Source organism: Amycolatopsis sp. A133, assembly GCF_031082405.1.
Taxonomy (GTDB): Bacteria; Actinomycetota; Actinomycetes; order Mycobacteriales; family Pseudonocardiaceae; genus Amycolatopsis.
Map to the genome: position 1 here is coordinate 61,317 of NZ_JAVHJU010000045.1, position 15,611 is coordinate 76,927.

The window sequence follows — 15,611 nt, forward strand, 5'->3', positions numbered from 1 at the left end:
TCGGCGGTCAGCTCGTCTGCCCGAGGGCCCGTTGCACGAGACCGGAGATGTCCAGTGCGTCGATCAGTTCTGCGTCGCCGGCGGCCGGGGCCGCTTCGGCGGCGCCGTTGCCGGTGCCGGTGCTTGCGTCCGCGTCCGCGAGGCCGAGCAGCGCGTCCAGCACGCCCGCCTCCTTGAACCGCGCGAACGGCACGGACGCGAGGACCCGGCGGAGGTCGTCTTCCCGCCCGTCCAGGCCGTCGTCGGCGTCCCGGAGGAGTTCGACGCGCAGGTAGCCGACCAGCGCCTCCGGGGTGGGGTAGTCGAAGATCAGCGTCGCCGGCAGCCGCAGCCCGGTGGCCGCGTGCAGGCTGTTGCGGAGGTTGACCGCGGCCAGGGAGTCGAAGCCGACCTCCTGGAACGCCTGGCGCGGGCCGATGCCTTCGGCCCCGCTGTGGCCGAGGACCGTCGAGGCGTGACCGCGGACCAGCTTCAGCAGGATGCGGTTCTGCTCGGCGTCCGGGACCGCGCGCAGGGAGTCCGCGAGCGACGAAGCCGTGTCGCCGTCCGCGCCGTCGTCCTGCGTGGCCTGGAGGATCGCCTTCGCCTCGGGCAGGTCCGCGAACAGCGGGCTGGGCCGGACCGAGGTGAACGCGGGGATGAAGGCCGCCCAGTCCATGTCGGCCACCGCCACGGCCTTCTCGTTGCCGGCGACCGCCTGCACCATCGCGGTGACCGCCAGCGGCGGCGCCATCGGGAGGACACCGCGGCGGCGGAGCTGGGCGAGGGCGGCCTCGTCCATGCCGATGCCGATCTCGTCCAGCGCACCCCAGGCGATCGACGTCGCCTTCAGGCCGCGGGCCCGGCGCCATTCGACCAGGGCGTCGAGGACGGCGTTCGCCGCACCGGCCGGGCCCTGCCCGCCGCCGCCCCAGATGCCGGCGATCGAGGAGAACACGACAAAGGCGTCGAGCGGGGTGTCCTCGAACAGCTGGTCCAGCCACACCGCGGTGGCCACCTTGGCGGTGAACACCTCGTCGAGGTCGGCGGGCCCGGTGTCGTCGACGGAGCTGGTCTGCGCGATGTCCGCGGCGTGCACCACAGCGGTGACCTCCGAGTCCGCCACCAGCCGCGCGAGCGCGTCCCGGTCGGTGCCGGCGCAGAACTGGACCGTGGTGCCGAAGCCGGCCAGCTCGGCCCGCAGTTCTTCGACGTCGTCGGCGCCGGTGACGATGAGCCGTTCGGCGCCGGACTGCGCGAGCCAGACCGAGGCGTGCCGGCCGAGCCCTTCGGCCCCGCCGGTCACCAGGACCGTGCCGCGCGGCTCCCACCGGCTCGCCGCGGACTCCGGCACGGGCTTGCGGACCAGCCGCCTGCGGTAGACGCCCGACCGCCGGACCGCGAGCTGGTCTTCCCCGTCGGCGCCGTTGAGCACCCCGAGCAGGGCCTTGGCCGTGCGCGCGTCGATCGCGGCGGGCAGGTCGACCAGGCCGCCCCACCGGTCGAGGCGCTCCAGCGCGACGGCGCGGCCGAGTCCCCACACACCCGCCTGGGCCGGTGCGGTGACGGCGTCCTGGATGCCGATGTTCACCGCGCCGGAAGTGAGGCACCACAGCGGCGCGGAGGTGTTGGTGTCGCCCAGGGCCTGGACCAGCGCGAGCGTCGAAGCGGTGATCTCGGTCGCGTCCGCGGGCCCGCCGTCGAGAGCGAGCAGCGACAGCACGCCGGCGAGGTCGTTCTCCGCCAGGACACCCCGCACCCGCTCGGCGAGCCGGTCCCTCGAACATTCCCCGACTTCCAGCCGGACGATGTCGAGTCCTTGGCCGGTCAGCTCCTTCAGGAGCGCGTCGGTGGTGCCGGCCGGGACGACGGCCAGCCAGCGGCCGGCCGGCACGCCGGTGGCTTCGCGCTCCAGCGGCTGCCAGGTGACCTGGTAGCGCAGCTTCTCCGCGGTCGAGCGTTCGCGGCGGCGGTCCCGCCACCCGGCCAGCACGGGTACGACGGTGCTGAGCGCCCCGCGCTGTTCGGGCACCAAGTCGAGCAGCTCGGCCAGGCTGTCCACATCGGACTGTTCGACCGCGGTCCAGAACTCGCCGTCCGCGCCTTCCGCAGCTTCGGGGATCTCGGCCTCGTGCAGCCAGAAGTGCCGGCGGTCGAAGGCGTACGTCGGCAAGTCGACCCAGGCGGACGCGGGCACGGCGGCCGTCCAGTCCACGGCCACGCCCCGGACGTACAGCTCGGCCGCCGAGGCCAGCAGGCGGCGGAGACCGCCGTCGTCCCGGCGCAGCGACCCGGTCACCACGGCGTCGTCGCTGATCTCGCTCAGGGGCTGGACCAGCACCGGGTGGGCGCTGATCTCCACGAACACCGTGTGCCCCAGCCCGGCCAGGTCCGCCACCGAGGGGCCGAACCGCACCTGCTGCCGCAGGTTCCGGTACCAGTAGCCCCCGTCGACGACGGCGTCCTCGATCCACGCGCCGAGAACGGTGGAATAGAAGGGGATCGCCGGAGCCTGCGCGGTGATCCCGTCCAGGGCCTTGTCCAGGGTTTCGGCGATGGCCTCGACGTGCCGGGTGTGCGAGGCGTAGTCCACCGCGACCCGCCGCACCCGGACGCCGTCGCCGGCCAACGCGTCCAACGCCTCGTCGAGGGCCTGCGCGTCGCCCGCGATGACGACCGAGGAGGGGCTGTTGGCCGCGGCCACCTCGACCCGGTCCGCCCAGGGCGCCAGCCGTGCGAGGGCGTCTTCTTCGCTCAGCGCGACCGAGGCCATCCCGCCGTGTCCGGCCAGTTCCGCGGCGATCGCCTGGCTGCGCAACGCGACCACCTTCGCCGCGTCGTCCAGCGACAGCGCTCCGGAGACGCACGCGGCGGCGATCTCGCCCTGGGAGTGGCCCAGCACCGCGTCCGGGACCACACCCAGGGAGGTCCACACCGCGGCGAGGCCGACCATCATCGCGAAGCTCGCGGGCTGCACCACGTCGACCCGGTCGAGCAGGTCGGCGTCGCCGCGCAGCACGTCGAGCAGCGACCAGCCGGTCCACTGCTCCAGCGCGGCGGCGCACTCCTCGATCCGCTCGGCGAACACCGGCGAGGAGTCCAGGAGTTCCCGGCCCATGCCGAGCCACTGCGAGCCCTGGCCGGGGAACACCCACACGACCTTGCCCGGTTTGCCCGCGCTGCCGGTCACGACGCCGGGTGCGTTCTCCCCGCGGGCCAGCGCCTGCAACCGGGCCTGGGCCTCATCGGCCGAGCCCGCGACGACGACCGCCCGCTCGTTCAGCGTCGCGCGGCTCGACACCAGGGCCCCGGCCACCCCCGTCAACGACTCGTTCTCGAGGAACGCGGCCAGCCGGCCGGCCTGCCCAGCCAGCGAACCGGTGCTGCGCGCGGACACCACCAGCGGCACCACAGCCGGTCGTGAGTGGGAAAGCGGGTTAGAACCCGCTTTTTCACTCACGACAAGCTGCGGCAGACCCGCATCGGGTCCTTCCTCGATGATCAGGTGTGCGTTCGTGCCGCTGGCCCCGAAGGAGGACACGCCGGCCCGGCGCGGGCGGTCGGTGCGCGGCCACTCCCGGGCCTCGGTCAGCACCTCGATCGCGCCCGCTGACCAGTCGACCTGGCTGGTGCGCTCGTCGACGTGCAGGGTGGCCGGCATGACGCCGTGGCGCATGGCCATCACCATCTTGATCACGCCCACCACCCCCGCGGCGGCCTGCGTGTGCCCGATGTTCGACTTCAGCGAGCCGAGCCACAGCGGCTGTTCGCGGTCCTGGCCGTAGGTGGCCAGCAGCGCCTGGACCTCGATCGGGTCGCCAAGCGCCGTCCCGGTGCCGTGGCCTTCCACGACGTCCACATCGGACGGTGCCAGCCCGGCGCTCGCCAGCGCACCGCGGATCACCCGCTGCTGCGAAGGACCGTTCGGGGCGGTCAAGCCGTTCGACGCGCCGTCCTGGTTCACCGCGCTGCCGCGCAGGACGGCCAGGACCCGGTGGCCACGCTCGCGGGCCACCGAAAGCCGTTCGAGGACGACCACGCCGACGCCCTCGGCCCAGCCGGTGCCGTCCGCGCCGTCCGAGTACGCCTTGCAGCGGCCGTCGGCCGACAGGCCGCGCTGGCGGGAGAACTCCAGGAAGGCGTCCGGGCTGGCCATCACGGTCGCGCCGCCGGCCAGGGCCATCGAGCATTCGCCCTGCCGCAGCGCCTGCGCCGCCAGGTGCATCGCCACCAGCGACGACGAACACGCCGTGTCCACCGTGACGGCGGGCCCCTCGAAGCCGAAGACGTAGGCCACCCGGCCGGACGCCACGCTCGAAGCCGTCCCGGTCATCGTGTAGCCCTGCACGTCTTCGGGGACTTCGCGCAGCCGCGTCACGTAGTCGTGGTGGACGATCCCGGTGAAGACGCCGACGTCGCTGCCGCGCGCGGACAGGGGGTCGACGCCCGCGCGTTCCAGTGCTTCCCACGACGTCTCCAGCAGCAGCCGCTGCTGCGGGTCCATGGCCAGGGCTTCGCGCGGCGAGATCCCGAAGAGCCCGGCGTCGAACTGGGCCGCGTCGTGCAGGAAGCCGCCGGTGCGCGTGTAGCTCGTCCCCGGGTGGGCCGGGTCCGGGTGGTAGAGGCCGTCCAGGTCCCAGCCGCGGTCGACGGGGAAGCCGGAGATCGCGTCCCGCCCTTCCGCGACGAGGTTCCACAGCTCTTCGGGGCTGTCCGCGCCGCCCGGCAGCCGGGTGCTCATGCCGACGATCGCGATCGGCTCGTCGGAGACCTCCCGCAGCACCGTCACCGGCGCGGCCGGGCGCTCGCCGCGGAGCTCGGCCCGCAGGTGATCGGCGAGGACGGCCGGGTTCGGGTAGTCGAAGATCAGCGTGCTGGGCAGTTCCACGCCGGTGAAGTCGCGCAGGCGGTTGCGCAGCTTGATCGCGCTGAGGGAGTCGAACCCGTGGTCCTTGAAGGACCGGTCGAGGTCGAACGCGTCCGCCTCCCGGTGCCCCAGCACCACCGCGGCGCTCTCCCGGACCAGCTCCAGCACGTCCTGCACCGGCTCGGCCGGCCGGGCCGGTGCAGGACGCGGGGCCACACCGACTTCGGCCAGCTCGTCGACGTCGACCCAGAACCGCTGGTGCTGGAACGCGTAGGTGGGCAGGACGGTCCCGACCGCCGTACCCGGCCGGTCGAGCACCGCGGTCCAGTCCACGGCCACGCCGCGCACGTGCAGTTCGGCGAGCGCAGTCAGGACGTCGGGGGTCTCTGCGCCGTTCTTGCGCAGCGTGGCGACGCAGCTCTGCTCCGGCCCGCCGAGGGTGCCGAGCGCCATGGCGGTGAGCGCGCCACCCGGGCCGAGCTCGAGGAACGTCGTCGCACCCTGGCCGCTCAGCGTGGTGACGGCGTCGCTGAACCGCACGGCGTTGCGGACCTGGTCGACCCAGTAGTCGGGGGTGTCGAGCGCCGCGAGTTCCCCGGTCAGCGTCGAGACGACGGGCAGCGACCCGGCCCGGTACGTCAGGCGCTCCGCGACCGCGCGGAACTCGTCGAGCATCGGCTCCATGAGCGGCGAGTGGAAGGCGTGGCTGACCGTCAGCCGCTTCGTCTTGCGGCCGCGGCCCGCCAGTTCGGCCGCGACGGCGAGCACGGCGTCTTCGGCGCCGGAGAGCACCACCGAGTCCGGGCCGTTGACCGCGGCGACGCAGACGGCGGCGCCGAGCAGGGGCACGACCTCGTCTTCGGTCGCCTGGACGGCGACCATCGCGCCGCCCGCGGGCAGGGCCTGCATCAGCCGGCCGCGCGCGGCGACCAGTTCGCCCGCCGCCGCCAGGTCCAGCACCCCGGACACGTGCGCGGCGGTGAGCTCGCCGATCGAGTGGCCGGCGAGGAGGTCCGGCCGCACGCCCCACGACTCGAAGAGCCGGAACAGCGCGGTCTCCACGGCGAACAACGCGCCTTGGGTGTACATGGTCTGGTCGAGCAGCGCACTTTCGGTGAAGACGACTTCGCGCAGCGGACGTTCACGCAGGTGCGCGTCCACGGCGTCACACGCGGCCTCGAAGGCGTCGCGGAAGACGGGGAACGTCTCGGCGAGTTCGCGGCCCATGCCGGCCCACTGGCTGCCCTGGCCGGTGAAGAGGACGGCCAGCTTGCCGTCCACCGGCGTCCCGGTCACAACGCCGGGACCGAAGGCGGCGAGGTCGCTGCGGAGCTGTTCCCGGTCGGAGGCCAGGACGACGGCCCGGTGGTCGAGCTGGGCCCGCGTGGTGGCGAGCGCGTGGGCGGTGTCGACGACCCGGACGTCGGGCCGCTCGCCGAGGAACCCGGCGAGCCGTCCGGCCTGGTCGCGCAACCCGGCCGCCGTCCGCGCGGAGAACAGCACCGGCACCAGGAAATCGGCGGGCTCCGGCTCCGGCGTCACGACCGGCTGGGGCACCTCTTCCAGGACGACGTGCGCGTTGGTGCCGCCGATGCCGAACGAGGACACGCCCGCCCGGCGCGGGTGGCCGTTGCTCGTCCAGTCCCTGGCCTCGGTCAGCAGTTCCACCGCACCGGCCGACCAGTCCACGTGGGACGACGGCCGGTCGACGTGCAGCGTCCGGGGCAGGACGCCGTGGCGCATGGCCATGACCATCTTGATCACGCCCGCGACCCCCGCCGCGGCCTGCGTGTGCCCGAGGTTCGACTTCACCGAGCCGAGCCACAGCGGCTGCTCGCGGTCCTGGCCGTAGGTCGCCAGCAGCGCCTCCGCCTCGATCGGGTCGCCGAGGGTCGTCCCGGTCCCGTGGGCCTCCACCGCGTCGACGTCCGATGTGGACAGTCCGGCGGCGGCCAGCGCCTTGCGGATCACCCGCTGCTGGGACGGGCCGTTCGGCGCCGTCAGGCCGTTCGACGCGCCGTCGGAGTTGACCGCCGACCCGCGGACCACGGCCAGGACCTGGTGGCCCCGGCGCCGGGCCTCGGACAGCCGCTCCACCAGGAGCAGCCCGACGCCTTCGGACCAGCCGGTGCCGTCCGCGCCGTCGGCGAACGCCTTGCACCGGCCGTCGGGGGCGAGCCCGCGCTGCCGCGAGAACTCGACGAAGGTCTCGACGGTGCCCATCACCATCACGCCACCCGCCAGAGCCATGGAGCACTCGCCGCGCTGCAGCGCCTGCACCGCCATGTGCAGGGCCACCAGCGAAGACGAGCACGCCGTGTCGACCGTGACGGCCGGGCCTTCGACGCCGAAGTGGTAGGCGACGCGGCCGGAAAGCACGCTGGCCGAACCGCCGGTGAGCCGGAAGCCTTCGACACCCGCGGCCCGATGCATCCGCATGCTGTAGTCGTGGCTGTTGACGCCGGCGAAGACGCCGATGTCCTGCCCGGCGAGGGTGGTCGGGTCGATCGCGGCCCGTTCGAACAGCTCCCAGGACGTCTCCAGCAGCAACCGCTGCTGCGGGTCCATGGCGAGCGCCTCGTTCGGCGAGATGCCGAAGAAGGCGGCGTCGAACCCGGCGGCGTCGTCGAGGAAGGCGCCGTGCCGCACGTACGTGGTGCCCTCGTGGTCGGGGTCTTCGTGGTAGAGCCGGTCGGTGTCCCAGCCGCGGTCGGCGGGGAACTCGGTGACGGCGTCGGCGCCGTCGGCGACCAGCCGCCACAGGTCCTCCGGGCTGTGCACGCCGCCGGGGAAGCGGCACGCCATCGCCACGATCGCGATCGGCTCTTCGGCCGCGGCCGTGCCGATCTCGGCCGGACGCGGTGCGTTTTCGCCGAAGAGCTTGGTACGCAGGTGTTCCGCGAGCGCCGGGGGCTTCGGGTAGTCGAAGATCATCGCCGGGGACAGGGTGAGCCCGGTCACGGCCGCGAGGCGGTTCCGCAGCTCCACCGCGGTCAGCGAGTCGAAGCCGGCGTCCTTGAAGGTCCGTCCTGTGTGGACGGCGCCGGCGCCGGAGTGGCCGAGTACCTCGGCGGCGTGCCGCCGGACCAGGTCGAGCAGGGCCTCGGCCTGCTCGGCCTCGCCCAGACCGGCGAGCCGCTCGGTCAGGGACGCGGTCGTGGCCGCCGAACGGCGCGGCAGCGGGGCCAGGCCGCGCAGCAGCGGCGGCACCGGGCCGCCGGCCTTCGCCGTCGCTCGCAGCGCGGGGACGTCGAAGTTGGCCGCCACGAGCGCGCCGCCGGTGCCGATGGCGGCGTCCAGCAGCGCCATGCCCTCGGCGGCGTCGAGGCCGGACATGCCGATCCGCTCATTGCGGCGCAGGTCGGCGGCGCCCAGGTGCTCGGTCATGCCGCTGACCGCCGACCAGTAACCCCAGGCGATGGACACGGCGGGCAGGCCGAGGCTGTTCCGCCGGCGGGCCAGCGCATCCAGTTCGGCGTTGGCCGCGGCGTAACCGGCCTGGCCGGGGTTGCCCAGCACGCCCGCCGCGGAGGAGAACAGCACGAAGGCGGCGAGGTCGGCGTCGCGGGTGAGCTCGTCCAGGAGCCGGGCGGCGGCCACCTTCGGCCGCCGCACGGTGTCGATCCGGGCCGGGGTCAGCTCGGTGACGACGCCGTCGTCGAGGACGCCGGCGGTGTGCACAACGGCGGTGAGCGGGTGCTCGGCCGGGATCGCCCCGAGGACGGCTTCGAGCTGCGCCCGATCCGCCACGTCGCAGGCCGCGATGGTGACGGACGCGCCGAGCGCGGTCAGCTCGTCGTGGAGCTCAGGCGCTTCACCGCGGCGGCTGACCAGCACCAGGTGCCGGACGCCGTGCGCGGTGACGAGGTGCCGGGCGGTCAGCGCGCCGAGCGTTCCGGTGCCACCGGTGATCAGGACAGTGCCTTCGGGGTTGAGCGGCCGCTCGTGCTGCTGCGGGGACACCCGGGCCAGCCGGGGCACCGACGCGACGCCGTTGCGCACCCGCACCTGCGGCTCGCCGCTCGCCACCACGGCGGGCAGCACGGAGTGGTCGTCGAGATCGGCCAGAACGATCCGGCCCGGGTGTTCCGACTGCGCCGAGCGCACCAGGCCCCAGATCGCGGCCGCGCCGGGTTCGGTGCAGTCCCCGGTGATGACGGCCAGCCGGGTTTCCGCGGGGTCCGCCAGCCAGGCCTGGAGCGCGGAGAGGGTCGCCTCGACCGACGTGGCTTCGTACGGCAGGACGTCGGTTTCGACCACGCCGGGCAGCGGGATTTCCGTCCAGCCGACGCGGAAGAGCGCGTCGGCGGTCCCCCGCTCGGGGGCGAACGGCGTGCCGCGCACGGAGTCGACGGTCAGGACGGGCTGCCCGGCCGGGTCGGTCAGCCGCAGGCCGGTCGCCGTCGGCGTCACGGTCACGGTCGTGGCCCCGGCGGCGTGCAGGGACACGCCGGTCCAGACGGACGGGAGCAGGTCGTCGCCGACGACCGTGCGGACGGCGGCGTCCAGCAGCGCGGGGTGGATCCCGTACCGGTCCGCGTCTCGCAGGCCGTCGACGGTGACGTCGGTGGCGACTCCCGCCGCTGCCGGTTCCGTCACCTCGGCAGCGGCGGGAGGGGCAAGGGTGCCGTGGGCGTGCCGCGTCCACGGTTCGTCCGCCTCGCGGGAAAAGATCTCGATCGGACGCGACCGCTGCTCGCCGGGTTCGCCGACGATCAGCTGGACGTCCCGGCCACCGCGTGGCGGTAGCAGGACAGGCACGTCGATGGTCAGTTCGGCGAGGACGGGCGTGGCGGCCAGGTCGCCGAGCCGGATAGCCGCCTCGACCAGCGCCGCGTTCGGCACCAGGCCGTCCGCCGCCCACCGGTGTGTCCGGCGTGACCACCGGGCCACGGCCGTGAGGCGGTCCGAGCCGGGCGTGCTGACGATCGTGCCCAGGACCGGGTCGCCGGCCGACGCCGGTTCGGCCGGCTCGAGCCAGTAGTGCCGGTGGTCGAAGGCGTAGGTCGGCAGGTCGACCCACCCGGACGCGGGCACCACCGCCGTCCAGTCCACGTCGATGCCGCGGACGAACAGTTCGCCCATCGAGGTCAGGAGCCGGCGCAGGCCACCGTCTTCACGCCGCAATGTCCCGACCGCGTGCCCGGTGAGCTCGCTCAAGGGCTGGACCGTCACCGGGTGCGCGCTCACCTCGACGAACACCTGGTGGCCCTGCTCGATCAGGGCCGTCGCGGCCGCCCCGAACCGGACCTGGTTGCGCAGGTTCCGGTACCAGTAGCCGCCGTCCAGGACCCCGGCTTCGCGCACCCACTCGCTCGTGACGGTGGAGTAGAAGGGCACGGTCGGCGCCTGCGCGCTGATCCCGGCCAAGGTCTCGGCCAGAGTGTCGCGGATGTCCTCGACGTGCCGGGTGTGCGAGGCGTAGTCCACCGCCACCCGCCGGACCCGGATGCCTTCGCCGGACAGGATTTCGAGGGTCGCGTCGAGGGCCTGGGCATCCCCGGCGATCACCACCGACGACGGGCCGTTGACGGCGGCGACCTCGACCCCGGCCACCAGCTTCGAGACCACGTCGCCCTCGCCCAAGGCGACCGACGCCATCCCGCCCCGCCCGGAGAGTTCCGCCGCGATGGCCTGGCTGCGCAGGGCCACGACCTTCGCCGCGTCCTCGAGGGACAACGCCCCGGACACGCACGCGGCCGCGATCTCACCCTGTGAGTGCCCGACGACGGCGTCCGGCCGGACTCCCACGGACTCCCAGACGGCAGCCAGCCCGACCATCACCGCAAAACAGGCGGGCTGCAGCACATCGACCCGATCCAGGTCGCCCTCGCCCCGCAGGACGTCGATGAGCGACCAGTCGATCCACGGCTCCAGCGCGGCCGCGCACCCGGCGATCCGCTCGGCGAACACCGGGGACGCGTCCAAGAGCTCACGGCCCATCCCGGCCCACTGCGTCCCCTGGCCGGGGAACACCCACACGAGCTTGCCCGGCGTCCCCGGACCGGCCGCGTTCAGCGCCCGCAGCCCGGTCACGGCTTCCTCGCGCGAACCGGCCACGACGACCGCGCGCTCGTCCAGCACCGCCCGCCGCGAGGCCAGCGCTCCGGCCACCTCGGTCAGCGAGACGTCCCCTTCGAGGAACGCCGCCAGCCGCTCGGCCTGCCCGGCCAGCGCAGCCGCGCTCCGCGCCGACACCACGAGCGGCACCACCGGCGGTCGTGAGTGAAAAAGCGGGTTAGAACCCTCTTTTCCACTCACGACACGCTGCGGCAGACCCGCATCCGGCGCTTCCTCCAGGATCAGGTGCGCGTTGGTCCCGCTGACGCCGAACGACGACACCCCGGCCCGGCGCGGCCGTCCGTTCCGCGGCCACGCACGAGCTTCGGTCAGCAACGAAACCGCACCCGCCGACCAGTCCACTTCAAGAGTCGGCTGGTCGACGTGCAACGTCGGCGGCAAGACCTCGTGGCGCAGCGCCTGCACCATCTTGATGACGCCCGCAACCCCCGCGGCGGCCTGCGCGTGGCCGATGTTCGACTTGAGCGAGCCGAGCCACAACGGCGTTTCCCGCTCCTGCCCGTAGGTGGCCAGCAACGCTTGCGCCTCGATCGGGTCACCGAGCGTCGTCCCGGTCCCGTGGGCCTCGACGACGTCCACATCGGACGGTGCCAGCCCAGCGGCGGCCAGTGCGCGGCGGATGACCCGCTGCTGCGACCGGCCGTTCGGTGCGGTGAGCCCGTTGGAAGCGCCGTCCTGGTTGACCGCGCTGCCGCGCAGCACGGCGAGCACCCGGTGGCCGCGCTCGCGCGCCACCGACAGCCGCTCCAGCACGACCACGCCGACACCCTCGGACCAGCCGGTCCCGTCGGCCGCCGCGGCGAACGCCTTGCACCGCCCGTCGGGCGCCAAGGCCCGCTGGCGGGAGAATTCCACGAACGACCCCGGCGTCGCCATCACGGTGACGCCGCCCGCGAGGGCCATCGAGCACTCGCCCTGCCGCAGCGCCTGCGCGGCCAGGTGCATCGCGACCAGCGACGACGAACACGCCGTGTCCACGGTGACGGCCGGGCCTTCCAGGCCCAGCACGTAGGAGACCCGGCCCGAGGCCACGCTCGACGCGACCCCGGTGGTGACAAAGCCTTCGAGTTCCGGCGCCACCGCACCGGAGCCGTACCCCTGGCCCATCAGGCCGGAGAACACGCCGGTGTCGCTGCCCTTCAACGCGATCGGGTCGACCCCGGCGTTTTCGAGAGCCTCCCACGACGTCTCCAACAAGAGCCGCTGCTGCGGGTCCATGGCGACGGCCTCGCGCGGCGAGATGCCGAAGAACCCGGCGTCGAACTGCCCGGCGTCGTGGAGGAATCCGCCCTGGCCGACGTACGACGTGCCGGTGCGTTCCCGGGCCGGGTCGATCAGGCTGTCGAGGTCCCAGCCGCGGTCGCCGGGGAACCCGGAGACGGCGTCGACGCGCTCGGCCACCAGCCGCCACAGGTCGTCCGGGGAAGCCACGCCACCCGGGAGCCGGCACGCCATGCCCACGATCGCGATCGGTTCGCCGGGGTCGGCCGCCACGACCGGCTCGGCGACGGCCTGGGTGATCCCGAGCAGCTCGTCGTGGACGCGCGCGGCGAGCGCCGCCGGCGTCGGGTGGTCGAAGACGGTGCTCGTCGGCAGCCACAGCCCGGTGTGCTCGGTCAGCCGGTTGCGCAGTTCGACGATGGCCAGCGAGGTGAAGCCGAGATCGCGGAACGCCCGCTCGGCCGGGACCGGTTGCCCCAGCACGTCGGCGGCCTGGGTGCGGACGAGGTCCGTCAGCAGTTCGCTCTGGGCGCGTCCGGCCAAACCGGACAGCCGGGCCCGCAGCGCCGCCGCCACGGCCTCGTCGGCGTGCCGGGACTGTTCCTCGTGTTCGGTCGCGGTGTACCGCAGCTGGGCGGGCTCGCCGGCCAGCAGGCCCCGCCGGATCTTGCCCGACGCGGTCCGCGGGATGTGGGCGACTTCGAGGATCCGCTCCGGCACCTTGTAGGCGGACAGCCGTTCGCGGCACTTTTTGATCAGCGCGGCGGGCTCGAACCCGGACGGGCCGGGGATGACGTACGCGACCGGCACCTCGCCGAGCGTGTCGTGCGGTGCGCCGCCGACCGCCGCGTCGGCGACGCCGTCGACCGTGCGCAGGACCGCTTCGACCTCGCCGGGGTGGATGTTCGCACCGCCCCGGATGATCAGTTCCTTGATCCGGCCGCAGATGGTGAAGTAGCCGGCCTCGTCGCGGCGGGCCAGGTCGCCGGTCCGGAACCAGCCGTCCCGCATCGCCGCGGCGGTCGCTTCCGGGCTGTTGTGGTAGCCCAGCATGACGTTCGGGCCGCTGACCCAGACCTCGCCCTCCTCGCCGGCGGGGACTTCGAGGCCGGTGCCGGGGTCGACGACGCGCACGCCGACACCCGGCACGGGCAGGCCGCAGGACCCATCGACCCGGGTTCCGTCCGGCGGGTTCACGGTGATGGCCCCGCACGTCTCGGTGCTGCCGTAGGCGTCGATCAGCGGGACGCCGAAGGTCTCTTCGAACTCGCTCCGCAGCCCGGCACCGAGGACCGCTCCCCCGGCCAGGCCGATCCGCAGGCTCGGTGCCGAGAACCCGCTCTGCCGGGCGGCCCGCACCAGGTGGTGGTAGGTGGTGGGCACCCCGGCCAGGAACGTCGAGTCCTCCGCGCGCAGCAGCCGCATGACGTCCTCGGCGGAACTGCCGTCCATGATCCGGACACTGGCGCCGACCACCGTGGCGGACAGGACGCAGGCGATGTGCGAAAGGCTGTGGAACAGCGGAAGGGGCCAGAGCACCCGGTCTTCGTCGCTCAGCCCCGGGATCGGCACGTAGCAGGACGCGACGGACCAGAGGCAGCTGCGCTGCGTCGACAGGACGCCCTTGGGCCGTCCGGTCGTGCCCGAGGTGTAGAACATCCACGCCGGTTCGTCGAGTTCGAGGTCGTCCGCGGCGGGCTCGGCCGGTTCGGTGGCGGCGAGTTCGTCGTACGAGTGGGCGCCGGCCGGGACGTCGCCCGTCACCAGCAACTCGACGTGCGGCGCGAGCCGGAGCCGGGCCGCCTGCGTGGTGTCGGTGATGACCACCGAGGCGCCGCTGTCGGCCAGCGGGTGCTCCAGCTCGGCCGTCGCCGAGCCGGGGTTGAGCGGCACGCCGACGGCGCCCGCGCGCAGGACCGCGTAGTAACTTTCCACAGTGGACACCCGGTTGCCGAGGCAGATCGCCACCCGGTCGCCGTGCCGGACGCCGAGGCCGGCCAGGTGCCCGGCCAGCCGGCGCGTCCGCGCCTCCAGGTCGCCGTAGGTGATCACCCGGTGGTCGTCGGCGAAGGCCGGCTTGCCGGCGAAACGGGTCGCGTTCTCGAGGAGTGCGACGTGAAGTGGCTTGATGAGATCGGTGCGCACTGTGCCGCAGATCCTTTCGGGTGTTCGGGGGGAAGGCCGCTCACCAGGAGACGGGGAGCTCCTTCACCGAGAAGACGGAACCCTTCAGCCGCAACGGCACCTCGTCGGCCGGGACGGCCAGGCGGAGGTCGGGGAACGCCCGCAGGAGCGCCGTGAACCCGGCGCGGAGCTCGATGCGGGCCAGGTTCTGGCCCAGGCACTGGTGGATGCCGAAGCCGAAGGCGACGTGGCCGGAGGTGTCGCGCTCGATGTCCAGCTTCGCGGGACAGGCGAACTTGGCCGGGTCGCGGTTGGCCGCGGGCAGCGACACCGTCACCGTGTCGCCCTTCTTGATCAGCTCGCCCTCCAGCTTCACGTCCTCCAGCGCGGTGCGGTAGGTGTGGTACTGGTTGACGGTCAGGTAGCGCAGGAGCTCCTCGATCGCGGCGTCGAGCTTGGCCGGCTCCGCGCGCAGCGCCGCCAGCTGGTCGGTGTGGTGCAGCAGCGCGAAGACGCCGGTGGCGAGCGCGCCCTCGGTGGTCTCGTACCCCGCGAACAGCAGCAGGGTGACGATGTTGCGCAGTTCCTCGGCGGTCAGGTCCTCGTTGACGAGCGAGCTGATCAGGTCGTCCGCCGGCTGCTTGCGCCGCCGCTCGATGACCTCGTCGAAGAACGCCCCGGCCACCTCGTAGGCGGCCGCGGCCTCGGCCGGGTCCGCTTCCGCGTCGTGCAGGAGGGTCACCGCGGGCACGTACCGCTCGCGTTCCTCGTAGGGCAGGCCGACGAGCTCGCCCAGCATCCGCAGGACGAGCGGCTTGGCGAAATCCATGATGACGTCCGCGGGTGCGCCCTTCGCCCGCATGACCTCGATCTGCTCGGCGGCCACGGCCTCGACGCGCGGGATCAGCCGGCTGGTGCGGCGGACGGTGAACTCGCCCGTCAGCAGCTTGCGGTAGCGGGTGTGCTCGGGCGGGTCCATGTGGATGAACATGCCGGGGATCAACGGGTGGGTCGGGATGACCTGACCCTGGTGCGTCACCGGGAAGTGGCCGACTTCGCAGCTGTGGCTGAACCGCGGGTCGCTGAGGACCTCGCGCACCAGGTCGTAGCTGGAAACGATCCAGCCGACGTGCCCATCCGGGTAAACCATCTTCGCGAGCGGACGTTCTTCGCGCAGAGAGTCGAACACCGCGGGCGGATCGAACTTGTCGATCCGCGCCCACGGCACCTCGAAGGATATTGCGTCGGTCATGGAAACCTTTCCCGTGGGAGATCCGGCGACTTCTTTCGGGGGCTCCGGGTGGCGGAGCCCCCGGCCCGGGGCGAAGCCCCGGTGGTC

The 15,611-nt window shown here is 73.4% G+C and carries 2 protein-coding genes; both read right to left on the minus strand.

Annotated elements, in window-relative coordinates:
• Nucleotides 1–7: 7 nt before the first annotated feature.
• Nucleotides 8–14,293 carry a type I polyketide synthase gene (locus tag Q5425_RS28380; protein ID WP_308675382.1) on the minus strand — a complete coding sequence of 4,762 codons (14,286 nt, stop codon included), beginning with the start codon at nt 14,291–14,293 and terminating at the stop codon, nt 8–10.
• A 40-nt stretch (nt 14,294–14,333) separates the two neighbouring features.
• Nucleotides 14,334–15,524, minus strand: coding sequence for a cytochrome P450 (locus Q5425_RS28385; protein WP_308675383.1), 1,191 nt, complete (start codon nt 15,522–15,524; stop codon nt 14,334–14,336).
• Nucleotides 15,525–15,611 lie beyond the last annotated feature (87 nt).

What these genes read in the sequence shown, in the direction of transcription:
- Q5425_RS28385 (WP_308675383.1), bottom strand. Translation starts at nt 15,524, where the DNA reads ATGACCGACGCAATATCCTTCGAGGTGCCGTGGGCGCGGATCGACAAG.